The 25,158-nt window shown below is 41.3% G+C and carries 24 protein-coding genes; 12 read left to right on the top strand and 12 right to left on the bottom strand.

Features of this window, described 5'->3' with window-relative positions; translation table 11 throughout:
* Positions 1–32: 32 nt before the first annotated feature.
* A complete protein-coding gene (murU, locus tag AAEY98_RS13215; protein ID WP_351017470.1) occupies positions 33–731 on the bottom strand; it encodes an N-acetylmuramate alpha-1-phosphate uridylyltransferase MurU in 699 nt (232 codons plus the stop codon).
* A complete protein-coding gene (locus AAEY98_RS13210; RefSeq protein WP_351017467.1) occupies positions 728–1,756 on the bottom strand; it encodes an aminoglycoside phosphotransferase family protein in 1,029 nt (342 codons plus the stop codon). Before AAEY98_RS13210 ends, murU begins: the two co-directional genes overlap by 4 nt.
* A gap of 143 nt (positions 1,757–1,899) precedes the next feature.
* Between AAEY98_RS13210 and lptD the strand changes: the two genes are divergently transcribed.
* The 7 genes from lptD (at position 1,900) to AAEY98_RS13175 (ending at position 10,884) form a co-directional block, all read left to right on the top strand.
* The gene (gene lptD, locus AAEY98_RS13205; protein ID WP_162023750.1) at positions 1,900–4,200 is read left to right on the top strand and encodes an LPS assembly protein LptD; all 2,301 of its coding nucleotides are present in this window, start codon (positions 1,900–1,902) and stop codon (positions 4,198–4,200) included.
* Between the two features lie 144 nt (positions 4,201–4,344).
* Positions 4,345–5,649: a peptidylprolyl isomerase SurA gene (surA, locus tag AAEY98_RS13200; RefSeq protein WP_101088757.1), complete on the top strand. Its 1,305-nt coding sequence runs from the start codon at positions 4,345–4,347 to the stop codon at positions 5,647–5,649.
* Between the two features lie 9 nt (positions 5,650–5,658).
* Positions 5,659–6,642, top strand: a complete 984-nt coding sequence (gene pdxA, locus AAEY98_RS13195; RefSeq protein ID WP_162023751.1) for a 4-hydroxythreonine-4-phosphate dehydrogenase PdxA — start codon at positions 5,659–5,661, stop codon at positions 6,640–6,642.
* 9 nt (positions 6,643–6,651) lie between these two features.
* Positions 6,652–7,458, top strand: a complete 807-nt coding sequence (rsmA, locus tag AAEY98_RS13190) for a 16S rRNA (adenine(1518)-N(6)/adenine(1519)-N(6))-dimethyltransferase RsmA (protein ID WP_182744170.1) — start codon at positions 6,652–6,654, stop codon at positions 7,456–7,458.
* Positions 7,459–7,506: 48 nt separating this feature from the next.
* Positions 7,507–7,887, top strand: coding sequence for a Co2+/Mg2+ efflux facilitator ApaG/CorD (gene apaG, locus AAEY98_RS13185; protein ID WP_101088754.1), 381 nt, complete (start codon positions 7,507–7,509; stop codon positions 7,885–7,887).
* Between the two features lie 3 nt (positions 7,888–7,890).
* Positions 7,891–8,709 carry a symmetrical bis(5'-nucleosyl)-tetraphosphatase gene (locus AAEY98_RS13180; RefSeq protein WP_351017463.1) on the top strand — a complete coding sequence of 273 codons (819 nt, stop codon included), beginning with the start codon at positions 7,891–7,893 and terminating at the stop codon, positions 8,707–8,709.
* Positions 8,710–8,862: 153 nt separating this feature from the next.
* Positions 8,863–10,884 carry a methyl-accepting chemotaxis protein gene (locus AAEY98_RS13175; protein WP_351017460.1) on the top strand — a complete coding sequence of 674 codons (2,022 nt, stop codon included), beginning with the start codon at positions 8,863–8,865 and terminating at the stop codon, positions 10,882–10,884.
* A 481-nt stretch (positions 10,885–11,365) separates the two neighbouring features.
* Here the strand turns inward: AAEY98_RS13175 and AAEY98_RS13170 are convergent, their stop codons facing one another.
* From AAEY98_RS13170 to rplU, 7 genes are all read right to left on the bottom strand, one after another.
* A complete protein-coding gene (locus AAEY98_RS13170; RefSeq protein WP_101088751.1) occupies positions 11,366–11,752 on the bottom strand; it encodes a DUF3718 domain-containing protein in 387 nt (128 codons plus the stop codon).
* A 97-nt stretch (positions 11,753–11,849) separates the two neighbouring features.
* Complete coding sequence (folA, locus tag AAEY98_RS13165; RefSeq protein ID WP_101088750.1) at positions 11,850–12,332, bottom strand: type 3 dihydrofolate reductase; 483 nt, start codon at positions 12,330–12,332, stop codon at positions 11,850–11,852.
* A gap of 19 nt (positions 12,333–12,351) precedes the next feature.
* Entirely contained in the window at positions 12,352–12,822 is a 471-nt protein-coding gene (locus AAEY98_RS13160; RefSeq protein ID WP_101088749.1) for a threonine/serine exporter family protein, read from the bottom strand.
* Positions 12,822–13,580: a threonine/serine exporter family protein gene (locus tag AAEY98_RS13155; RefSeq protein WP_101088748.1), complete on the bottom strand. Its 759-nt coding sequence runs from the start codon at positions 13,578–13,580 to the stop codon at positions 12,822–12,824. The genes AAEY98_RS13160 and AAEY98_RS13155 overlap by 1 nt, the downstream gene beginning before the upstream one ends.
* 20 nt (positions 13,581–13,600) lie before the next feature.
* On the bottom strand, positions 13,601–14,767 hold the full coding sequence (gene cgtA, locus AAEY98_RS13150) for an Obg family GTPase CgtA (protein WP_011638530.1): 1,167 nt from the start codon (positions 14,765–14,767) through the stop codon (positions 13,601–13,603).
* 200 nt (positions 14,768–14,967) lie between these two features.
* Entirely contained in the window at positions 14,968–15,222 is a 255-nt protein-coding gene (gene rpmA, locus AAEY98_RS13145) for a 50S ribosomal protein L27 (RefSeq protein ID WP_011638531.1), read from the bottom strand.
* 16 nt (positions 15,223–15,238) lie between these two features.
* Positions 15,239–15,550 (bottom strand): 50S ribosomal protein L21, encoded by a 312-nt coding sequence (rplU, locus tag AAEY98_RS13140; RefSeq protein WP_101088747.1) that lies wholly within the window; start codon positions 15,548–15,550, stop codon positions 15,239–15,241.
* A gap of 403 nt (positions 15,551–15,953) precedes the next feature.
* Here rplU and ispB point away from each other — a divergent pair, with 403 nt between their 5' ends.
* Positions 15,954–16,925 (top strand): octaprenyl diphosphate synthase, encoded by a 972-nt coding sequence (gene ispB / locus AAEY98_RS13135; protein ID WP_162023753.1) that lies wholly within the window; start codon positions 15,954–15,956, stop codon positions 16,923–16,925.
* Between the two features lie 133 nt (positions 16,926–17,058).
* Here the strand turns inward: ispB and ung are convergent, their stop codons facing one another.
* The gene (gene ung, locus AAEY98_RS13130; protein ID WP_351017456.1) at positions 17,059–17,721 is read right to left on the bottom strand and encodes a uracil-DNA glycosylase; all 663 of its coding nucleotides are present in this window, start codon (positions 17,719–17,721) and stop codon (positions 17,059–17,061) included.
* A gap of 89 nt (positions 17,722–17,810) precedes the next feature.
* On the opposite strand from ung, the gene AAEY98_RS13125 reads away from it, so the two are divergent.
* Both AAEY98_RS13125 and AAEY98_RS13120 read left to right on the top strand, forming a co-directional pair.
* A complete protein-coding gene (locus AAEY98_RS13125) occupies positions 17,811–18,362 on the top strand; it encodes a prepilin-type N-terminal cleavage/methylation domain-containing protein (RefSeq protein WP_392342428.1) in 552 nt (183 codons plus the stop codon).
* Positions 18,363–18,433: 71 nt separating this feature from the next.
* Complete coding sequence (locus AAEY98_RS13120) at positions 18,434–18,760, top strand: DUF3144 domain-containing protein (RefSeq protein WP_101088743.1); 327 nt, start codon at positions 18,434–18,436, stop codon at positions 18,758–18,760.
* 195 nt (positions 18,761–18,955) lie between these two features.
* On the opposite strand, the gene AAEY98_RS13115 is transcribed toward AAEY98_RS13120, so the two are convergent.
* Positions 18,956–19,573 (bottom strand): LysE family translocator, encoded by a 618-nt coding sequence (locus tag AAEY98_RS13115; protein WP_351017453.1) that lies wholly within the window; start codon positions 19,571–19,573, stop codon positions 18,956–18,958.
* A gap of 134 nt (positions 19,574–19,707) precedes the next feature.
* Between AAEY98_RS13115 and AAEY98_RS13110 the strand changes: the two genes are divergently transcribed.
* Positions 19,708–20,241 (top strand): thioredoxin family protein, encoded by a 534-nt coding sequence (locus AAEY98_RS13110; protein ID WP_101088741.1) that lies wholly within the window; start codon positions 19,708–19,710, stop codon positions 20,239–20,241.
* A 137-nt stretch (positions 20,242–20,378) separates the two neighbouring features.
* Here AAEY98_RS13110 and AAEY98_RS13105 read toward each other — a convergent pair whose 3' ends face one another.
* Positions 20,379–22,985 (bottom strand): TonB-dependent receptor plug domain-containing protein, encoded by a 2,607-nt coding sequence (locus tag AAEY98_RS13105; protein WP_162023757.1) that lies wholly within the window; start codon positions 22,983–22,985, stop codon positions 20,379–20,381.
* Positions 22,986–23,444: 459 nt separating this feature from the next.
* Here AAEY98_RS13105 and AAEY98_RS13100 point away from each other — a divergent pair, with 459 nt between their 5' ends.
* Entirely contained in the window at positions 23,445–25,043 is a 1,599-nt protein-coding gene (locus tag AAEY98_RS13100; RefSeq protein ID WP_351017450.1) for an AMP-binding protein, read from the top strand.
* Positions 25,044–25,158 lie beyond the last annotated feature (115 nt).

Below are 25,158 nucleotides of genomic sequence, written 5' to 3'. Positions count from 1 at the left end.
AATAAACAGCTAGCCATTATCAAAGGCGTAGCTTAAAGCGGTAACTGAGTCTCTATATCAACTAACCGGCGCTGTAATTTATCCAGACGCTCAAGTGTGCCGACATCGCACCAATAAGCATCAAAATACTCACCTTGTATTTGTTGCTGGCCAATGGCTTGTTTAAGCAAAGGCCCCAAAGCCTGTTTACCTTCAGGCAACAGGCTAAATAATTGAGGATGATAAATCCCCAGTCCAGCAAACGTTAACCTTTGTTCATCGCTCAAGGTTAATTGACCTTGGGCATCAATAGCAAAATCGCCCTGTGGATGATGTTCTGGATTATCCACTAACCACAAAAAAGCTTGTGCTTCACCTTGGCAAACGCGTTGATAAGCCAAGCTGATGTCGGGCAAGTGATCGATAAAAATATCACCATTGATCACCAAAAAAGGTTCGTCCCCCAACCAAGGTAATGCTTGCTTGATACCCCCAGCGGTTTCTAACGCCGTGGTTTCTTCGCTATAGTTAATCTGCAAACCCCATCGACTCCCATCACCTAGCATTTCAGGTAACTTATGTCCTAACCAAGCTTGATTGATCACAACCTCAGTCACGCCAATTAACGCGAGCTTTTCTAAGTGATATTCAATTAAAGGTTTACCTGCAACGCTCACTAATGGTTTAGGTAAGGAGTCTGTTAACGGGCGCAAACGCTCCCCGCGTCCTGCTGCCAGTATCATCGCTTTCATGCTTCGCTTACCGCCTCATTAGTATTTTTGTGGTTTACTAACGGTAAAATCACCCTGTGAACCCACAGACTAAAATCGGTAATTTGTGGGTATTTCATCCCAATATCTGCGACATATTGCAAGGTTAATGGAATATCAGCCAGATAACCGCGCTTACCGTCACGATGATATAACCGCGCAAAAATACCCGCAGCTTTGATATGACGTTGTAATCCCATTAAATCAAGCCACTGGGTATAAGTAGCGTAATCAACATTTTCATCCATTAATTGGTGATCTATAGCGAGCTGATAATGATATCTCATCAAGTGATTAACGATATCATCTGGCCAACGCACGTAACAATCGCGCAGCAATGATACCGCATCATAAGTCACTGGCCCATGCACTGCATCTTGAAAGTCAATCACCGCTAACGCTTGATCATTTATCAGTAAATTACGGCTATGGTAATCACGATGCATGCCCACTTTTGGCTGCGCCAGTGCATTGTCGGTTAAGGCTGCAAACGTAGCCGCAATCATTTGTTGCTCATTATCCGTCAATGCGTAATCTAAATGCTCTTTTAGTAACCAATCGACAAAAATAGCTAATTCTCTTGCCACAAAAACGTCATCGTAATCAGCTAACGGTCCATCTTCGGTTTCCGTTACCGTGGCAATGACCGGCAATAAGTTTAATGCCTGCTTATAATAGTCGCTCACATTGTCTTTATTCAGCACCGACAAAAGTTGTAATTCGCCTACATCAGTTTGTAAGACAAAACCATAGTCTTCGCAGGTTGCAAGCACTTCGGGTACCAGTAAGCCTGCATGTTTATAAGCCTTGGCCATTGCCACAAATGGCGCGATGGGCACTAAGTCGATCGGTGAATCTGAAACAATGTAATCAATACCTTGATGATGAAGACGAAAATAGCGTCGAAAACTGGCGTCGCCGCAGATCAAGTTAATGGCAACTTTATCGCCGAAATATTGGTATAACCAGTTACTTAACGCGACAAATCTTGGGTCAGATAAAATCATCTCAATGGCTCTTAACGAAAAATTGCTTTATTATAGCCAGCATAACATTTGGAAACAGCTAAAGAATGGAATGTTTCATCTAGCTGAGTATCTTTTTCTCTCCAAAACTTTCCGGAATCAGAATTCATAAATTATTGACAACAATGCAGATCCGTTATTTTCTGGCACTAAGCCTACTCCCAAATATCGTGTTGGCCGATGAGCCTACAACGACAGAAGCGCCTTCATTGCAATGCGTTGTTGCTCCGCCTGTGTCTCGTTCATTCGAAGACCGTGCAGCATTAACCGGCATATCAGACGATCAAATTGTTATCATTAGCGATCACTCTGCCGTTGCTTACAATAACCAAGCTGAGTTTTCGGGTGATGTGAGTTTCAGCCAGGGACTTCGCCATATCGCTGCTGACAATGCGGTATTAGATCAAAAACAACAACGCTTAAATGCAGAAGGTAACCTTATCTTTAAAGATGAGTTATTTACCGTCACAGCAGATACCTTAGAAGCCCAAATGAGCACGAATAACGCCACCTTAAAAGGGGCTCAGTATTGGCTACATGGGCAACAAGTACATGGCGATGCAGAAAAACTGCAGATAACTTCAGACAATAATCTATTGCTAACAAAAACCAACTTCACTACCTGCCCTCCTGGTGATGAATCATGGTTACTTGAAGCCGATATGATCAAAATTGACAGCAAAGAAGAATGGGGTGAAATTTGGAATGCCAAGCTGCGTATTGCCAACATCCCAGTATTATATATTCCGTATATGACAGTGCCTGTATCAGATAAGCGTAAAACCGGCTTCTTATTCCCAAGTTTTAGTACCAGCACCACTAACGGTGTAGAAGTTAGCACCCCGTATTATTGGAATATCGCCCCAGAGTTTGACTTAACTTTCACCCCGGACTTCATGTCTTCGCGTGGGTTGTATACCAAAACGGAATTTCGCTATCTCGCTGGCGAACAGCAAAATGGCCAGTTCAATGTCGAATATTTAGGTAGCGACAGTAAGCTAACCTCTAATGCTGACCGTTATTTGTATCACTGGAGCCATCAAGGCGCAGTCAACAAAAACTGGCGAGTAAGATCAGACTATACCGATGTGTCTGATAACAATTATTTCAACGATTTAAATTCCGACGTTAATCAGTCAACCGACAACCAGTTATCACGGATCGGTGAAGCCAGTTATTTTGAACGCGACTGGGACTTCAACATGCGCGTGCAAGACATTAAAGTGCTCGGTGAAGATGAAAAACCGTATCAAGTGATGCCACAGCTAAACTTTAATTATCGTTCTGCAGACATTTTTAACTCTATCGACTTTAAATTTAATTCAGAACTGACCAATTTCCGTCATCAAGATAATGAATATAATACCGCTACCCGCTTACATTTAGTGCCTAGCTTAATTTGGCCAATACAAGGACCAGCAGGTTCATTTACCAGTGAAGTTAAATTACTGCAAACTCAGTATTGGCAGCAAAACATCGACGAAGACTCAACATTAGACGACAGTATAAGCCGTACGATTCCTCAAGCGCGTTTACACGGTCAGGTGAATTTTGAGCGAGCAACCCAATTGTTTGATGAACAATACCGTCAAACCCTTGAACCTCAGATTCAATATCTTTATGTCGGCTATGAAGACCAATCCAATATTGGTATTTATGACACCGCACAATTACAAGAAGACTATTATGGTCTGTTCCGCGATCGCCAATACTCAGGCTTAGACCGTGTTGCTGATGCCAACCAATTTACCTTAGGTTTTACCACTCGTTTGTTTGATCAAACTAACCGCGAAAAACTCAAGTTTAGCGTGGGGCAAATCATGTATTTGGAAAACTCTAAAGTCAGTATTGACGATGCTTTCGAAGAAACAACCCAGTCAACATCGGTATTAGCGGCTGAATTAGATGCCCAGTTATACAACGATTGGTTTGTGAGTGGTTCAGTACAACACGACACTGAAACGGGTGAAAACAAAAAGAATGAAATCACTTTGGATTATCGCCCAAGTAGCGACCGATTATTGCAGTTAAGCTACCGTTATGTACCCGACTTATTAAATACCAACACCAATGATCAAGTTGATATTTCCCAAGCAGGCGTGCGCACATCGTGGCCTATTAGTGACAACTTATATTTTGTCGGTAACTACTATTACGACCTCAATGAATCTCGTAATATTGAAACTTACACTGGCGTACAATACGAGTCATGTTGCTGGGCATTGCGCTTAAGTTATCATTATCGTATCAAAACCAACTACGATGATGATTTATCAGAAAGCGTTGACGGACGCGAAGAGTTTGAAAGCGGTGTTTACCTAAACTTTGTCATTAAAGGCTTAGGCGGATCAGGTCCGTTAGGGGTAGACGACATGTTAAATGAAGGCTTATTTAACTACCGTAAACCACTTTACTTGAGGAATTAGCATTCTTTTGTGATAGATTGCTGAACCTAGCGACAAACTCATAGTCCAATAACAACAAACATGCTGTTGAGTATGAAGTAGTAACCTTATTTTGGCGATGTATTGCCAGTTTATATTGAATCGAATGTGCCAAGGATTTTGTGGATGAAACACAGTAAAAAAATAATTTTTGCATTACTAGCATTAGCTATGAGTAACACCAGTGTTGCTGCGCCAATGCCATTAGATCGCGTATCAGTACAAATTAATGATGGCATCATTCTTGAGAGTGAAATCACCAACATGGTTTCAACTGTTAAAGCCAATGCTAAAGCAGCTAAACAAACATTACCGTCTGATGATGCCTTACGTACCCAGGTTATCGAACGTCTCATTTTAACTCACTTGCAAATGCAAATGGCTGAACGTATCGGCTTGCAGATTGGTGATTTACAATTAGACCAAACGATTGAAAACATAGCTAAAGAACAAAAAGTCACCGTTGCGCAAATGCAACAAACTATTGAAAGCGAAGGTACGAGCTTTAGCCAATATCGCGAACAGTTACGTCAAGAAGTCACTCTAGGTGAAATTCAGCGTATTCAAGTGCAACGCCGTATTCAGGTTTCACCACAAGAAATTAGTGGCTTAGTGAAATTAATTCAAGAGCAAGGCTTAAAAGATGTTGAGTTTCAAATTGGTCACATTCTGATTGAAATACCAAGCAACCCAACGAGCGAACAACTTGAAAGTGCTAGCCGCCGTGCAGAAATCGTGCTTAAACGTTTAAATAATGGCGACGATTTCCGTAGTACCGCTATTGCGTCTTCATCAGGTCCTAAAGCGTTAGAAGGCGGGATTTGGGACTTTATGAACATTAACGAAATGCCAACCTTGTTTGCTGAAGTTATCAGTAACGCCAAAAAAGGTGACATAATCGGTCCGATTAAATCGGGTTCAGGCTTCCATATTATTAAAGTAGTCGACACTCGTGGTTTACAAACCCAAGAAGTTGAAGAAGTAAAATCACGCCATATCCTGTTAAAGCCATCGCCGATATTATCGGAAGATCGCGCAAAAGCGATGTTAGCTAACTTTTTGACTCAAGTTCGTGCAGGTGACGCAGATTTTGCTAAATTAGCCACTCAGTACTCTGAAGATCCAGGTTCTGCAGCTAAAGGTGGTGAGTTAGGTTGGGCAGACCCAAGCATGTATGTGCCAGAGTTTACGCAAACATTAGCCAGTCTTCAGGAAGGCCAATACAGTGAGCCTTTCCGAACAACTCATGGCTGGCATGTAGTGCAACTTGAATCGCGCCGTAAAACTGATGCAACCGAACAATTTAACAGTAACCGTGCTCATCAATTAATCTTCCGTCGTAAGTTTAATGAAGAGCTACAAAACTGGTTAGACGAAATGCGTTCAGAAGCGTATATCGAAATCGTTGAGCCAGAAAGCAAACGAGGCTAAGCAAAATTAATGACTAAACGTATTGCCATCACTCCCGGCGAACCAGCAAGTATTGGTCCCGACTTAGTCATCAAACTCGCTCAACAGGCCTGGCCTGTTGAGTTAGTTGTTTGTGCCGACCAAAATTTGCTCATGACACGAGCAAAAATGCTTGGACTGCCTTTACAACTCAGGCCTTATCAACCATCGCAACCACCGAAGCCGCAAACAGCAGGCACATTAACCATTGCTCCTTTTGCAGTAGCAGAAGAAGTTGAGTGTGGTGTACTGAATGAAGCTAACAGCGCTTATGTAGTAGAAACTTTGCGCTACGCCGGTGAAAAAAATATGTCGAATGAATTCGACGCGGTCGTTACCGGTCCTGTGCACAAAGGCATTATTAACCAAGCAGGTATTCCATTTAGCGGTCATACCGAATTTTTTGCACTACAAGCTAATTGTGCAGATGTCGTCATGATGCTTGCAGCTCCAGGGTTACAAGTGGCACTAATGACCACACATATTCCATTAGCTTACGTTGCAAAAGCCATTACCCGCGACAGACTACATCACATTATTAGCATTTTGCATCGTGAATTGGTCAGTAAATTTGGTTTAGGCTCACCCAAAATTTATGTGTGTGGACTCAATCCACACGCAGGAGAAGACGGCCATTTAGGCCGTGAAGAAATCGATACCATCATACCTGCGCTCAACGAGTTACGAGAACAAGGCATGGATATTGTTGGCCCGTTGCCAGCCGATACCTTATTCCAGCCTAAGTATCTCGAACAAGCTGACGTGGTATTAGCTATGTATCATGACCAAGGATTACCTGTGCTTAAATCATTAGGTTTTGGCAAGTCGGTCAATATCACCTTAGGTTTACCTTATATTCGCACCTCAGTCGATCACGGCACCGCGCTAGAATTGGCCGGCAGTGGTAAAGCGGATTGCGGCAGTTTTACCTGTGCATTAAACAAAGCCATCGAATTGGCCTCAAAAAGTAAGTAACCCATTTTAATGAGTAATAAAGTACATTTAGGCCACACGGCCAGAAAGCGTTTTGGACAAAACTTCTTAACCGACCAAGGCGTGATTAGCAGCATCGTAGGCGCTATTGCACCTGATAATGATCATGTAATGGTTGAAATTGGACCTGGTTTAGGTGCATTAACTGAACCTGTTGCAGATATGATTGATAACTTAACCGTTGTTGAATTAGATCGTGACTTGGTGAAACGCTTACAATATCACCCAATACTTAAAGACAAACTGACCATTCACCAAGGTGATGCATTACAGTTTGATTTTGGTCAGTTGCAACAGCCTGGCAAGAAAATGAAAGTGTTTGGTAACCTTCCTTACAATATTTCAACGCCACTGATGTTCCATTTGTTTGAGTTTGCTGAACAAATAGAAACGATGCATTTTATGTTGCAAAAAGAAGTGGTTTTGCGCTTATCAGCAAGTCCTGGCACCAAAGCTTATGGCCGTTTAACGGTGATGGCACAATATTATTGCCAAGTGGTACCCGTTTTAGAAGTGCCACCAACAAGCTTTACTCCTGCTCCGAAAGTCGATTCTGCAGTGATAAGATTATTGCCTTTTGAAGTCAAACCTTGGCCGTGTAAAAATGTCGATGTATTAAGACACTTAGTCACGACAGCATTTAATATGCGCCGTAAGACTTTGCGTAATAATTTAAAAACCTTAATCTCAGACGAAGATTTTGCAACACTGCAAATTGACGCAAGTCTGCGGCCAGAACAAATTAGTGTCCCACAATATGTGGCAATGGCTAATATGCTGTGTGATAAAAAAGATTAATTATAAGGGCATGCATATTGAGCATGCCCTTTTGCTTTAGGACATAACATGACCCAAGTTGAATCGCCTATTAAGATTAAAGTCGACACCCAATATTTAGAACAACAATCCGATGCTGCCGATAATAAATACCTTTTTAGCTATACCATTACCATCATCAACTTAGGTGATAATAAGGTGACTCTTAAAGACCGTCATTGGATCATCACCGATGCTGACGGCGAACAGAATGAAGTAAAAGGCCCTGGCGTTGTTGGTGAAACCCCCACTATTGCACCCAATACTGCTTACCAGTATACCAGTGGCACTGTGATGGAAACGCCGGTGGGCTTTATGCAAGGATCTTATGGTATGGAAAATCATAAAGGCGAGCGCTTTTTAGCGACCATTCCACCTTTTCGCCTTGCTGTTCCTGGGATATTTCAATAACCCATGGCACACTATTTTGTCGGCGATGTTCAGGGATGTAACTCCGAGTTACAACTATTGCTACAAAAGGTGGCCTTTAACCCATCCAAAGATCAACTTTGGGCGGTTGGCGATCTTGTGGCCAGAGGTACTGAATCGTTAGCAACACTTCGCTTCTTCCAATCATTACAAGATTCAGCAAAAGTGGTACTGGGCAATCACGACTTACATCTTTTGGCTCTGCACGGGAAGCTAAAACGAGCCAATCCACATGATCATCTTGATGAATTACTCAACGCTCCTGATATTGATAATTTAGTCAATTGGCTCCGCCAACAGCCTTTAGTCAGAACCTTACCTGAACATAATATCATCATGACCCATGCGGGAGTGCCTCCACAATGGGATATAGCAACCCTTGAACATGAAGCAGAGCAAGTCAGCTTTGCATTACAGCAAAATGATTATCTAAGTGCATTAATTGCCAAAATGTACACAGAAGATTCTGAGCACTGGTCTCCATCTTTGCACGGTATTGACAGACTACGTTATTGTATCAATGCATTAACACGTATGCGTTTTTTACACCTTGATGGCCGTCTTGATTTTAAATGTAAATCACCACCCAGCGAACAGCATTCTGCCGAGTTACGTCCATGGTTTGAATTTGAATCAAAAACAGTACCGCAAAACACCATCATATTTGGGCACTGGGCGGCCTTAATGGGCCAAACTAGTAATCCGCACGTTCTCGCATTAGATACTGGCTGCTGCTGGGGAGAGCATTTAACACTATGGCATCTTGAAAAGAATGAAAAAATTACCCAAAAAAAGTTAATTTAACGTTAAACTAAAGTACCATTTAGCCGATAGCTAAATGTAGAATTTATTACGCTTGCCTGAGAAACAATCGCCCTTTAATAAATTCATATCGTGGTATGCGATAGCACATACAAGATAAAAATCAGGATCAAATAATAATAGCCGGAGTACTGTATGAAAATTAATGTAGCGACCAGGGTCATTGGCGGTTTTACCGTGGTGACACTGTTATTGATGGTCCTCGGTGGCGTGACCATGCTGAGCAACAACAGTATTAAAGACGGGACGACTATTCTTAAGACGATCAGCCTACCGGCACTTGAATCGACGAGTATTTTAAGTGAAAACTTAAGCACCCAGCAAATTGAAGCGTTACTCGCTTATTACAGTGCTCATTCATCAAAGATTCCAGCGATAGAAAAGAAGCTCACTGATTTAGATAACGCATTCGAAAAAGATCTTACACGCTTAAATAATTTAGTAAGCAAACAGAATCAGCTTACTGCGCCATTAGCTGCGTTAACGAAAAGCTACACAGTGTATGAAACGAGTGCAAAAAAAATGATCGTAGAGCGTGAGAGTGCTCTTAGCTTGCAAGAGAAGTTACTCAAAATGCGCAGTAACCTGGAAAATGCAGCAGATGACTCTTCATCTATTTTATTAGACATCATCGATCTAGAAACCAGCGAAGATGAAACTGAACGCAGTTTGGCTGCGTCAGCCAGCTTAGTTGATGGTACATTCATCAATATCATTACCACAATTTATGATTTGGTGGCCTCAACCGAACAAAGTAAATATGACCTGATCATTAAAGAACTCGATTACATGGTCAGCGAAGCTTCATCAAAATTAGATCATATTGGTCGTCAGGGCAGTGGTATTGTCAGCAGTTCAGTTTTAGAAGATTTAACCGCTGAAAGTGCAAAAGTATTTAAGTTGCTAAAAGGCAGCGGTTCAATTATCGAGCTAAAACAACAACAATTAAATCACGAGTTTACGGCCGCTAAACAGTTAATCGATACACAAAGCGAAGCAAAAGACGTCAACAAGAAAATGACTGTTTTGGCAAAAGCCATCGACACTTTCGCGAGTGATATCAGCACCACAGCCTTAGAAATCATTGATTCAGCAGCCATTAAAACGTTACTGGTAGTATTAACTGCCATTATCGTTGCCATTATTGTCAGTATTGCTGTTGTTAAACCATTGACCCGCTCGTTAGAGAAAGTCAATAAAGCGTTAAATGTGCTAGCTTCAGGTGATTTAACCCATAAATTAGATGACACTGGCCATGATGAATTCGCAGAATTAGCCAAAAACTGCAACCGGTTAGTCGACAGCCTACGAAGTCTTATTATTGGAATAGTTGATCGCTCAAATCAGTTAGCTGCTGCAGCAGAAGAAACCTCTGCAATTACCTCGCAAACCACTATCGGTATTCAAGAGCAAAAGAGCCAAGTGGACCAAGTTGCTGCTGCAACCACGGAACTGAGCTCGAGTGCACAACAGGTATCAATGAGCGCAGATCAAGCACTGAATGAGATTAAACAAGCTGACCAAGAAACACAGCATATGCGTACGCTTGCAGAAGAAAGCAAAAATACCATCATTGCCCTTGCTGAAGAAGTCGCTAAAGCCGGTATTGTTATTAATAAAGTCCATTCCGATAGTGCGTCAATCGGCTCTATTTTAGATGTGATCCGTGGGATTGCAGATCAAACTAACTTACTTGCGCTAAACGCGGCTATTGAAGCTGCAAGAGCTGGAGAACAAGGACGAGGCTTTGCTGTTGTGGCTGATGAGGTGCGTAACTTAGCATCACGTACCCAACACTCAACCAGTGAAATTCAGCAAATGATTGAAGTATTGCAACTTGGTACGCAAGAAGCCGTTGCAGTGATGGAATTGGGTCGTACTCAAGCACAGAGCTGTGTTGAAAAGAATGAACAATCAAATCTTGCCTTAGAGACCATTAGTAAGTCAGTTCACAGAGCCTTTGATTCTGGTAACCATATTGCCCAAGCAGCCCAAGAGCAAAATATCGTTAGCCAACAAGTTTCAGAAAAGCTCGAACATATTGCCTCTATTTCAGAAGAAACCTCAATAGGTGCGGATCAAACGGCACAATCAAGTCAGCAAGTTGCGATGCTTGCTGAAGAACTACAAGCGTCGGTACGCGAGTTCAAGGTTTAATCTATACAATATAAGTTAGTATTCACAAAAGGCCCTTAGTGGGCCTTTTTTATTGCCTGTAATATTTGATTACGAGTAACTGACACTCTGATGGTAAATGAAATAAATCGATTTATAACAAGCAAAATATTATGCCTAAACTAGTCGCTGAACAGCCACAGAGCACGCTTTCAACTATCAACTCATGCGTGTGGTAACCTTGATTGTAATTGGTAACGCCAGCCAGAAACCAATGGCTTGTCTGGCATTAATAGAACATGGATTTTAGACTCAAATTGATGTGCAGATAGGTCGCCGTAAGTAGCAAGTTATCAGTAAGCAGGCTGAAAGTTGAAAGCAAACAACAAATAAATATAAGGCGAATGTAATCCGTCATTGCTAATCAACCTAATGGGTAAATTATCGACATAAAAAATGCCGATAATTACTTATCGGCATTTCTAATTACATTGACTGACTCAACGATGACACATCGCCAGAATTAGCCACCAACTCGGTCTTTAATCGCGGCAGTAATCGGGCTACCGTCATGACCATTAGCAGCTGCCCAATCTAGAATGGTTTTGCCATCAGCCTCAGGAATAGCTAAATCACTTGAAGGTAGACGCTTTGCGATAAACTCACCGACATCATTAGCATTTGAATTGTAGGCAGTACGCAATAAACTGCTGCCATCACAAGAAATGCCTGAATAAACATTACGTAATTTAACACGACTTTCTTTCATCTTCTTACGTAAACGGCTTTTGTCGTCTGATTTCACATAATCACAAATATTTGCAACTAATTGATCTGTATCGGCGATAGCAGGGGCTGACACAAAAGATGCTGCAATCAGGGCTGCAATAGCTACAGGCAATAGACGCATCTGACACTCCTTTATATTTTATAGTTATATAACTATGTATAGAGATCATGCTTTAGATCACTTTTACATATTAATTTCAGGGGTAAACCCGACTAATTTAACACTTTTTAACTAAAGTGTTAAAGCTATATTGCAATCCTTTGTCGTTTGTTGCAGTTACTGAGTTCTGTAAATCCCAAGAACCATCATCCCAGGCAGGAAATACCGTGTCACCCTCTACATCGACATCAATTAACGTTAGATATAATACGTCAGCTTGAGGCAATAGTTGTTGATAAAGTTGACCACCACCAATCACCACCATTTCTTCACAATCACCCGCGGCAGTGATAGCTTCATCGAAACTTTTTACACAGGTAACACCTTCAATACTCAACTGACTATTACGGCTAATCACTATATTGTGGCGCCCCGGCAATGGTCGACCAATTGACTCATAGGTTTTGCGCCCCATAACAACAGGTTTTGACAAGGTCATCGCTTTAAAGTGACGTAAATCTTCAGGTAAATGCCAAGGCATTTTATTGTCTTTACCTATAACTCTATTGTTGGCCATTGCGGCAATCATTGCGATACGCATTGAAGCAAAATCCTTATGGTTAAATAATTGGTCTGTTTCGGTAGTAAAGCAAACTTGGTAACGCTAACCCTACCGCCAGCGCACCTAAGATAAATACTGTTTTTAAACCGTTGACGATGACCTGAGCTGTGAGTTCGGGACTAACCTGACTCTGTGCTGTGAGTTGAATTAATGCGATGACAGTATTGAATGCATACGTTCCTGGTACCATTGGAATAATGGCAGCAACAGCGTACATCAATGGTGGAGCAAGGTGACGTTTAGCAAACTGAATAGTAATCAAACCAACAATAGCTGCGGCGATAAATGTCGCCCATTCAATTGGCATTGAAAAATGTAATAAGAAAGTTCTTGAGCTGTGGCCAATAGCACCTGCGATGGCACAATAAATTAAATAGCGTTTAGGGACATTAAACACCATCGCAAAACCGACCGCAGGTATCGCCGAAAAAAAGGCATCATGAAGCAATAAACTTAGAAAGGATAACATTAAAATATCCCTCCCATTTGCATCGCAATGGTAATACCAATAACCGATGCTAAAGTTAATAGGGTTGCATGACCCCAGCGGGAAATACCCACATTCATGTGACCTTTGACCATATCCGAAATTGCATTAATCAACGGAAACCCTGGTACTAGCATCAACACGCTTGCCGCCATTGCTGCTTGAGGAGTTTCGGAGATAGATCCAAGATAGCCGATTTGAGCTATAGCCGTGATCACAAATGCAGTCAGTGAGAAGTTAACCAATAAATTGAAATGTCGAGATGCCAGAAAAAGCCGTACTATCATTCCAACCGCTGAGGCAAAAAATGTGATCAAGCATGCCATCATGTCGCCATCAAATAAGTGACAGAAACTTGCGCACGACAAACCTATCATAGGAACTACGGCAATTGCGGGGTATGTTTTAGGAGAAATATGAGCGAGGCGTCTACGAACTTCATTGGCACCATAAATACCTTTTTCGGCTAGTATGCAAATTCGTTGAAGCTCACAAATCACCATCATATTAATGCCATGAGCACGAATACGACGGGTTGTGGTAATGCATCTACCGTGTACCAAGCTAGTTAATACTAATGCATTGGATGATATTGATAATTCAATGCTAGCAATACCGAGTGCTTTACCAAGGCGCTGACTAATCTCTTCAACGAGATCAGACTCAGCACCATATGCCAGTAGTAGCTGCGCACAGCGTACTACAAGGCGGGTAATTTCATTTTGGCTATCTTCGTACACGACGTCCTCAAATGAGCTCTTTAACGTTGATAGATAACTTCTACATCATAGTCATCATCATCAAAATCTTCGTCAAAGTCATCATCATAATTTTCATTAGCGTTTTCATCTTCAGCGCTATGGTAATTATCCCATTTAAACTCAACGTCAGCATCAGCGGTAATTTCTTCCACAATAGCCGGTAAACTTCTAATGTAGTCAAGCATCTTAATGCTTAGCTCTTCAGTACCAGTTCGATTGTAAGCTGACATAGTATAAACATCACCCTGCCAATCTAACTCTTTGACAATACGATCGATTTTAGCTTGTATCTCTTCATCTAGCAGTAAATCAGTTTTATTAAACACTAACCAACGCGGTTTTGCCGCTAGTTTTGGAGAGTATTTTTCAAGTTCACCGACAATTGCACGAGCAGAATAAACTGGGTCTACGCCATCAATAGGTTCGATGTCGATAATGTGTAACAACATACGGCAACGTTCAAGATGCTTTAAGAAACGAATACCTAAGCCGGCACCTTCAGCAGCACCTTCAATTAGACCTGGGATATCGGCAATTACAAAGCTTTGGCCTGGACGCGGATTAACCACACCAAGGTTTGGCACTAAAGTCGTAAACGGATAATCCGCAACTTTAGGTGTCGCACGTGATACCGAACGGATAAAGGTTGATTTACCTGCGTTTGGCATCCCTAGTAAACCCACATCAGCAAGTAACAATAACTCAAGTTTAATTGAGCGTACTTCACCAGGGGTACCTAATGTCTTTTGGCGCGGAGCACGGTTAGTACTACTTTTAAAACGGGTGTTACCTAAACCGTGGAAACCACCTTTAGCAACAAGCAGCTTTTGTCCATTTACAGTAAGATCGCCAAGTGACTCTTCTGTTTCTTGATCGATAGCACGAGTACCTACTGGTACTTGCAGAACCAAATCACTACCACCATGTCCGGTACAATCACGGCCACGACCATTGGTGCCACGTTCAGCCATATGAAAACGAGTAAAACGATAATCAATCAGCGTGTTCAAGTTTTCGTTAGCTTGCAGATATACACTGCCGCCATCGCCACCGTCACCACCATCTGGACCACCATCTGGAACATATTTTTCGCGTCTAAAACTCACGCAACCGCTTCCGCCGTCACCTGCTTCTACGCGAATATTCGCTTCATCAACAAACTTCATACTGACTCCTGACGCCACTTAATCTGTAATTATAATCCCAAATCACTGGAATTTGCAGGAAAGCGCTGAAGATAGCATTCATCACGATATCGCCTACTGCATATAAACAAAATCATTAAACTATCAATAACAGTTTAATGATATAAAAAACACAAAAGCCCCACCATAGGCAGGGCTTTCGAGATCTAGCTTAGAAAGAATTAAGCTTCGATGCTAATAAACTTACGGTTATTAGGACCTTTAACTTGAAACTTTACTTTACCGTCTGTTAATGCAAACAAAGTATGGTCACGACCAATACCTACGTTTACACCAGCGTGGAACTTAGTACCACGTTGACGAACGATAATGTTACCAGCTAGAACTGATTCACCACCAAAACGCTTAACACCAAGACGTTTACTTTCCGAATCGCGGCCGTTACGAGTACTACCGCCAGCTTTTTTATGTGCCATGAGTTAGACTCCTAAATTATGCGCTAATCGCAGTGATTTTAACTTCGGTGAACCACTGACGGTGGCCCATCTTCTTATCGTGATGCTTACGACGACGGAACTTGATAATAGTTACCTTTTCGCCGCGACCGTGGCCAACTACTTCAGCTACGACTTTACCGCCAGCAACTAAAGGAGCTCCAACGTGTACTGTTTCACCATCAGCGATCAACAAAACTTGATCGAATTCTATGGTTTCACCAGTAGCAACTTCTAATTTTTCTAAACGAACTGTATGACCTTCAGCAACACGGTGTTGCTTTCCGCCACTTTGAAAAACAGCATACATGGCTATTTTACTCCAAATGACTAACACACTAACTCATATTATTGACGAGACTAGGTGCTAAAAAACTTTTAATGACAATGGGCGCGGATTCTACGCGAAGAATTATCATCAGGCAAGTCTTAATTCACTATCAAATAAAAAAGACCTCATCACTGCACACTATTCATTAATAGCTAATGTGCCTTCTTTAAAATTTAGTTAACATGACCATGTTAATTTATACCTAAGTTTTATAATTAAATTGGTCAGAATCCTACTAACTATCGTAAAATCAGGATTCTGTATGTTCAATTGTGGAAATACATACTTTGAAAAATAGCACTGATATCCTGTAAGATATGCGCTCTAATTCGATATGACTAATTAAGGGTGCAAGCCTGTCGCCCAACAACCAGAGACTATTATGGATTTAAACGCCATTCGTCAACTGGCTGACACTGATATGCAAGCAGTCAATCAGCTGATATATAAACAACTTGAATCTGATGTAGCCCTAATTAATCAATTAGGCTTTTACATTATCAATGGCGGTGGTAAGCGTTTACGTCCGTTATTATCAGTATTAGCCGCACGAACCGTTGACTACCAAGGTGAACATCACCTTAAACTCGCGGCGATCATCGAGTTTATCCATACTGCGTCTTTGTTACATGATGATGTTGTTGATGAGTCGACATTGCGTCGCGGCCGTGAAACCGCCAATGCCTTATTTGGTAATAGTGCTAGCGTACTAGTAGGTGACTTTTTGTATACTCGTTCATTTCAAATGATGACCGAGCTCGATAACATGAAAGTACTGCAAGTCCTTGCTCATACCACTAACGTACTTGCCGAAGGTGAAGTTTTACAGTTGATGAACTGTAATGACCCTGATACCACCGAAGCAAACTACATGCGGGTGATCTACTGTAAAACCGCAAAATTGTTTGAAGCGGCAACTCAGTTAGCCGGTGTTTTAGCCAATGTGAGCGCTGAGCAAGAACAAGCATTAGCTGATTACGGTAAATACCTCGGCACAGCTTTTCAATTAACGGATGATTTACTGGATTACACTGCTAACGCTGACGAACTAGGTAAAAACATCGGTGATGACCTTGCTGAAGGCAAACCAACATTACCGCTAATTTATGCCATGGAAAACGGATCTGACACGGCCAGAAAACTCATTCGTGATGCAATTGAGCAAAGTGATGGCACCAAAGCAATTGATGACATTTTGGTGGCGTTAGAGGAGTCTGGCGCATTAGTTTATACTCAGGATAAAGCTCAAGCAGAAGCACAGAAGGCCATAGATGCACTCAGTGTTTTTCCTGACAGTAACTACAAGCAAGCACTCATTTCGTTAGCTCATTTGTCAGTTAATCGCAGCAGTTAATAGTAATTAACAGTAGTGAGTAACAATTAGTTAGTAACAATTAGTTAGTAACTACCACAATCAATCATGAATTCATTTTTTGATGTTGATGCATAAAAAGGTGTGAATACTCAATTCACACCTTTTTTTATGATCAAACTTGCCAATTTATGGCTGGATTGCCTTGTTCAATTAATAATTGATTAATACTTGAAAAGTGACCGCAACCAAAAAAACCTCGGTAAGCAGATAATGGCGATGGATGTGGGCCGTTCAATACATGGTGATGCGCAGCCGTAATCAGACGGCCTTTCTTGATAGCATGATTACCCCAACACACAAATATAATCGGCGAAGATTGTTGGTTTAATCGCTGCAATACATTATTAGTAAATGTCTCCCAGCCAGATTTAGCATGTGAATGAGCCACCCCCTGCTCTACCGTCAATACCGTATTCAATAATAAAACGCCTTGCTTAGCCCAAGAGGTTAAATTGCCATGTTCGGGAGTCACAAAGCCTTCAATATCATTGGTTAATTCTTTATAGATATTCGCTAGTGATGGTGGCGGTTTAATGCCATTTTTAACCGAAAAAGAAAGCCCATGAGCTTGATTGGGCCCATGGTAAGGGTCTTGCCCCAGTATCACGACTTTAACCTCTGACAGCGGTGTTAAATCAAAAGCCGCGAATACTTCATCATCAGGCGGATAAACGGTTTTATTATCGGCTCTTTGTGAGGCTATAAAGTGTTGCAAATGTTGATAATATGCCTGCGATTGTTGTTGCTCAAACAGCTCTTGCCAATGGGAAGTCATTCGATGTATTCCTTAAATGAAAACGACAAATTTGTGAACTGCTTAGTCTTTGGTTTACTATTAACAGATTAATCACCCTTATGAATAATATGATGCCATTACATAATAACAAAAGCACTGCTAATAACGGTTTTACCCTTATTGAACTTGTCGTTGTTATTATCATACTTGGGATCATCGCAATTATCGCTTTGCCTAAGTTCATCGATTTAGGCCAAGACGCTAAAATAGCCAGTGTAAAAGCAACTGGCGGGGCATTTTCTTCAGCAATAACCTTGGCTCATTTGAAATGGGCCGCGATGGGGTATTCAGGCCCAGCAGATAATTTAGCAATTTTCAGTCAAGCCGGAACCGATGGCGAACTGGATATGAACCAATGGGGCTATCCTGCGCAAAATTATCCACCTTACGAAGCCTCTCCAAGACTGAATAATGTTAATGACTGCCTTTCCGTCTGGCCGACTCTGTTGCAGGATGGTCCAAGCGTTTCTATCAGTACCGATAAAGGTTCATCTGATTACCAAGCCGAATATATCAATCCAGATCAATGCCGATATAACTACAACTTGCTATCACTTATGTCGATATATTATGACTCACGTAACGGCCAAGTCTTGGTAGATTCAGATCCCAATAGCTAATTTTTTACCTGATATTTTCCAATAAAGACGTTACACTCAATGGAAAATTAACTCACAAAAAAGTGGATCTGATGTCTGAAGCCAAAACAGAATTAACAATGTATCAAATAGCTGACCAATTTATTGCCCTAGCCAATCAACTAAGCCAACAAGAAAATGATATTGGTAAAGTGGGTACGGCAATGAGATTTGCTTCAGCACGCTTTAATGCGTTCGAAGCCTCAATTAAATCAGCTGATCTTGCTGCAGAAAAAGATCATGCATTAGCTTGGTTTTCTGATGAATTTAAAGCCATGTTAAAAGAAAACTTAGAAGATCATATTGCTAATCCTCCTGTAGCAGCACCGCAACAAGAGCAGAAAAGCGATGATAGCGTACAAATGTTCAAAGGTGCCTAGCATTCGCTAACAACGTCACTGATAATTAGCCGTTAATCAATAATCCCTACCGCACATCTGGTGGGGATTACTTTTTAAAATAAAACACATTTAACACTCCCTGTTCACCGCATACTATTGTCGCTGTTCGCTTTAACAACTAGACCTATGCATAAACAACATAATTAATCACGGTTAACCGAGTAGATGCCAGTACTATAACAACGTGTAAATAACCCTAATAGAAAGCAAAATCAATACAATACCTGAGAGCCTATTAATCAGTTTTGCCTTTTCTCGTAACTTAGGTAATACAGCCGAATGTGATAACACAAATGCAATAACGGTATACCACAAGCCATCAATAATTAGCGGGGTAAATACAATCAATGCTTGGCCAGTGGTCGTTTGTGCTGCCAAGACAAACTGACTAAATAAGGCTAGAAAAAATAATAATATTTTAGGGTTAAGCAGTGAAATAGCGAGTCCATCACGAGCTGCAATCCATAAACTAGTGGCTTCCCCAGCGGCTAATTTTTGCTGCATCCCGCCTTTGGAACCAAGCGCTTGAATACCCATCCAAGCTAAGTAAATTGCTCCGATTATCGCAATGGCATTAAACATTAATGGTGATGCTTTTAATATTGCAGCCAAACCCAATAGAGTCACCAGCGCATACACACCGATACCAATTGAATGCGCCCAAGCACATACTATGCCGTGTAATCTTCCACCACTGAGTGTATGCCTCACTACCATGGCTAAACTCGGGCCTGGAGACATGGCACCCAAACAGCATATCGCTAATAATCCCAGCCAAGCACTTAACGTCATAACACTCCTTTATTTGCAACTATCCAGTTATTAATATTTTGCAAAAATACATTTTAACAACCAGTTAAGTATGCGTTGTTAATGTATCGTCACTTATATGGATGAGTATAATAACGTATTTACAGAGGAAACCTATGACGACATTAATGCTGATATTACTCTTGGTTATTTTTATTGCCGTAGTAATATTGATTTGGGCTAAAATAAAAGGTAAATCGATTCCGACCTTAGTGATAGTCATGCTCATTTTGATGGGGATCTGTTTTGCGGGGATCATTGCATTTGTTAATAAAGGTGAAAACTATCAAGCATATCAAACATTGAATTGGCAACCACTTGAACCTGAAAAAATTGCCGCCTATGTTAAACAAGGCAATATTGTGTTTGTTGATATTACAGCCGACTGGTGTGTTCCCTGCCAAACAAATAAAGCCAACGTACTTCATCGCGAACAAGTCGTAAATAAATTAAACCAACCACACATTATTCTCATGCAAGGTAATTGGACTCAAGCCGATACCGTCATTGAACAGTATATGGGGCAACAGGCAGTTGCTGGCACGCCGTTTAATAAAATCTATGCCCCGTCTTACCCAGAAGGCATTGAGTTGCCCAAAGCGCTGATTATCGACGATGTGTATCGAGCATTAGCTTTAGTCGTCAAGTAAGACACTTAATCTTCAAAACAGAATATGTAATCTTCAAGCAAAAAGCCTAGAAAACTTTCACAATAAAAAAGACTGCCGAAGCAGTCTTTTTAGTTATTGATTTAGTTATTGATTTAGATATTGAATGTCGCTAACGCTTAGAAGCGATAATTAACACGGCCGTAGTAGAAACCACCGTTGTAATCAAATGGACCACTTTCGTAGTACACCGCACCTAATTCACCCAGAGTGCCATCTTTTAGCTTCTGCGCTTCTTGATCGAAGATATTGTTTGCGCCAACTGATACCGTTAAGTTATCAAGTACCGCATAGCTCACTTCAAGATCGATAGTCACAGCAGCATCTGCCACCTCAGAACCCCAATCAGAAGTATCATCAGCGTGTGTAGCGTAGTACTCACCAAACATATTACCACGAACTGACATGCTTAAATCATCCCAGCTTTGGCCCCAAGTAAGGGTTGCACGGTGTGCAGGAATACCATCTTCTAAACGACGAACTTTACCTGCATCAGTTGTTTCAGGGTCATATTTATCAACACTGGTATCAGTCCAACCGTAGGCTAAACTGAATTTCGCATCACCTGATAACATTTCTGTAGTATAAGACGCTACAACATCAACACCTTGAGTCGTTGTGTCAAAATCATTAGTGTAGAAGGTTACCGCAGAAATCAACTCAGGGAACTCAACACCAGCGGCACGTAATGCATCGTAGTCACTAGCTTCAACCGAAATTTGGCTAGATTGTGCAATACGACCAGTTACTTCAATGTTGTAGTAATCAACAGTTAAGAACAAGTTATCATATTGGTATACAAAACCTGCTGCATAGCTAACAGACTCTTCAGGATTAAGTACTTCACCACCATAGAAAGCCGCTAATGGATTTGTTGGTGGAGCAATGAAGGTTTGAATCAAGTCACCGTTAACAATCGATGTTTGAGTGTTAACTACGTTTTCTTGACCAACGGTTGGCGCACGGAAACCAGTACTGTGCGATGCACGGAATGATAATTCATCGGTTGCAACATACTGCGCTGTTAACTTGTAGTTTAATGTGTCACCAAAAGTAGAGAAATTTTCATAACGAAGTGCAAAGCCTAATAATAAGTCTTCGGTTAAATACGCTTCAATATCGGTATAAACACCAATGTTGCTTCGGTCATTTTTACCGGCTGATTCTGGACCAAAACCTTTAAAGCCGTGTGAGCCAATGTTGAAGCCTTGATCAGCATAAGGACCTGCAATCCATGAAGCTTCATCACCTTGACCAATCTCAAATGACTCTTCACGCCATTCAAAACCAGTAGCAAAGCTAATGTCTTCTAAGCTACCAATAGTAACGAATCGACTAAAATCAGCATTAAAAGTTGTTTCTACTTGCTCGTATGAACCAGTATCAAAGTCAGTTGGTGTATCTAAACCCATTGATGGGTTTAATGAGTTCTTTAAACCAAAGCTGGCTTTGTTACTGCCCGTACCTGCGCTCACATCATACATCCACTCGCCAGACTCGCCTTTTACACCAGCGAAGAAAGACATATCTTCAATTTTACCGGTGAACTGAGGTGTATATCCGCCTGGACGAATTTGGTTCATAGAGAAACAGTTAGGATCGGCAACCATTGCTTGATAAGCGTCAGTACCCAACACGTTTCCGTCTTGATCTGGAATGCCATCACCATCGATATCTATTTTAGGAATAGGGACATTCATGTTGTTACATGTTGCTACCCCATCGGTAGCCAAACCAACATCCCCGACTAATAAACTTTCGCCGCCATCTACAGAATAAACGTTACCGCGGTTATGCGGGTTACGATAATAGAAACCACCAGTTGCTTCACGTGATGACACGTTACCGAACGCATACAAATGGGTATTGTCGTTAATATCAAAACCTGAGTTTACGAATACAGTAAAATCATCATTGATCTCAGGGTTACCCCAAGTTTGTGCTGGATTAAGAATTGAGGTATTACCCGCATCAGCGATAGCTGCTGCATCTGGACGCTGTACACTGCGGCTAGTCGCATCTGCCGTTTTATATTGTGCACTGATGTTAACAAAGCCATCATCAGTCAAAGGTAAACCAATGTTACCGTCAATTGTGGTTGCTGCGCCGTCACCTTCGTAGTATTCACCTTGGCTGACAGTGATAGAACCACCTTCAGAAGCATCTTTTAATACGAAGTTCATTACACCAGCAATCGCATCCGAACCATACTGAGCAGCCGCTCCGTCACGTAATACTTCAACTTGCTTTAATGCCACACCAGGAATAACAGATATATCTGGACCTTGTGCACCATCGTTAATGCCACCACCTTGGAAAGCAATAACTGACGCACGATGACGGCGTTTACCGTTAACCAAAATAAGCGTACTGTCAGACGGTAAACCACGTAAGTTAACCGGACGAACTAGCGTTGCTGCATCACTAATCGGTTGTGCACGAGAGTTAAAAGAAGGCACTGATGTCACTAACATGTCGATCATGTCGGTCGAACCGTTTTTCTTTAAATCATCACTGCTGATGATATCAATTGGAACTGGTGAGTCACCAATTGAACGAGGTGCCGCACGAGAACCCACGACTGCGATTTTTTCAACGTTTTCTTTCTTTGCAACTTCTTCATCGGCTGCGAATGCTTGAGTGCTAACTACAGATCCGGCAAGTGCAAATGAAATGGCTAAGCTCAAAGAGCTGATACCAAATTTAGATTTTTTTGATTGCATCATTATTATGTTCTCAACTGCTTATTATTGTTGTTTGTCGACGATGTTTCTCACAAAATGAATGAAAAACACGTCTATCCCTATCGAAATACTCCCTATCTCAACTACATTTTTATAACAATTGAAAAACAATTGCTAACACTTTTTGGGATAAATAAGTAAGCGCTAAATAGCAATTTACAAAAAAATACTCTAAGCAGTTGATTTTTAGTGATATAGATCACATATCGAATTATTTACTAGAAGTAAACTTTTTTAACTAAATCAACACAAAACACAAGTGTAACCATTAGTTTACACAAAAAATCGTGTTTTGATGGTGATGTATTAAACGAGTAATCTAATATTGATTCAATTTCAGTGAACCTTTGCCAATTGATATTGACCCGTGTAGGTTAGTAAAAATAATCTAAACGGACGTTTGATTTATAATAATAACCAAAAATATCTAAGGTGGTATGCATGGCTTATGATGCAGATTCAGTACTTGATTTACACCAATACACATCCATAGTTGATTTGATCGAAAAAGCTTGTGACAAGTATGCAGACAATATTGCATATGCATGTCTTGGGAAAAGCACTAGTTTTCGTGAAATAGAACAAGGCTCGCGCCATTTTGCCAGTTATTTGCAACACAGCACTCTATTGCAACCTGGCGACAGAGTAGCGATACAGTTGCCTAATATTACTCAGTTTGTGATTGCGGCTTATGGGGTAATTCGAGCCGGTATGGTGCTAGTCAATACCAATCCGATGTACACCGAGCGTGAACTCATTCACCAATTTAACGACTCAGGGGCAAAAGCCTTAGTCGTATTGTCGGATTTACTACCCACATTAACTAACGTGATCGACAAAACAACAGTAGAGTTGGTGATTTCGACCCACGCAATGGATCTTATCCAACCGCAACCTCAACCAGAAACCCCTTTTAACAAAGTGGCATTTACCTCTGTGCTCGTTGAAGGTGCTAAGCATCCTTATCAGTCAATAAAACCTAACCATGATGATTTAATTGCTCTGCAATACACTGGCGGCACAACCGGTTTATCAAAAGGCGCTATGCTCAATCATGGCAACCTTTTGGCTAATTCTGGTCAAGTAAAATCACGAATTGCTAGCACCATGACCGAAGGACATGATGTATTTGTCGCGCCATTACCGATTTACCATATCTATGCATTTATGGTTAATTTGGTACTGTATTTTGAGTCAGGTAGTTGCTCAGTATTAATTCCTAATCCTCGTGATATTGCAGGGCTAATCAATACCATGAAAGCCTATCCATTTACTGGGTTTGCGGGTTTAAACACTCTATTTGTTGGCTTATGTCATCAGCCGGAATTTAAAGCCTTAGATTTCAGTAAAATGAAAATAACCATTTCGGGTGGTACCGCATTAACGAGTGCAGCAGCTAACTTATGGCAACAAACCACCCAATGTATGATTTCAGAAGGCTATGGCTTGTCTGAAACATCTCCTGTTGTCAGCCTTAATGCACCAGGGTATCAACGCCTTGGTACTATTGGTAAACCGGTATTGGGCACTGAAGTTCATGTGCTCGATATGGATGATAATGAAGTGGCTATCGGTCAAGCTGGTGAACTTGCCGTGCGCGGTCCGCAAGTTATGCAAGGGTATTGGAATAAACCAGAAGAAACCGCTAACGTCATGACAAAAGACGGATTCTTTAAAACTGGCGATATTGGCATTGCCAGCGAAGATGGTTATCACACCATTGTCGATCGTAAAAAAGACATGATTATTGTTTCTGGTTTTAACGTCTATCCTAATGAAGTTGAAGACGTACTTTCAACTAATGAGTTAGTTTTAGAGTGTGCTGTTGTCGGGGTTGAAGATGAACGTTCTGGCGAAGCAGTAAAAGCCGTGATTGTATTAAAACAGCCGCCAGCGGATATCGAGGCGGTCAAACAGGCGATTAATGATTACTGCCGCAGCCAACTGACGGCTTATAAAGTGCCACGCATTATTGAGTTTACTGAACAGTTACCGAAAAGTGCTGTAGGGAAAATTTTGCGTCGAGAACTACGTAAATAGAGCTACGTTATAAGAGCTACGTAAGTAAGAACTTCACAAGCAAGAAAAAAACTGCGCTAGTAGAGTAGATATTATCTTGCTTAAAACGCTATGCAACTAACCTCAATGCAGAACA

The organism is Shewanella sp. AC91-MNA-CIBAN-0169, from assembly GCF_040310165.1.
Lineage (GTDB): Bacteria > Pseudomonadota > Gammaproteobacteria > Enterobacterales > Shewanellaceae > Shewanella.
The sequence above is the reverse complement of the archived record's forward strand: the minus strand, read 5'-3'. Positions and strand labels throughout refer to the sequence as shown.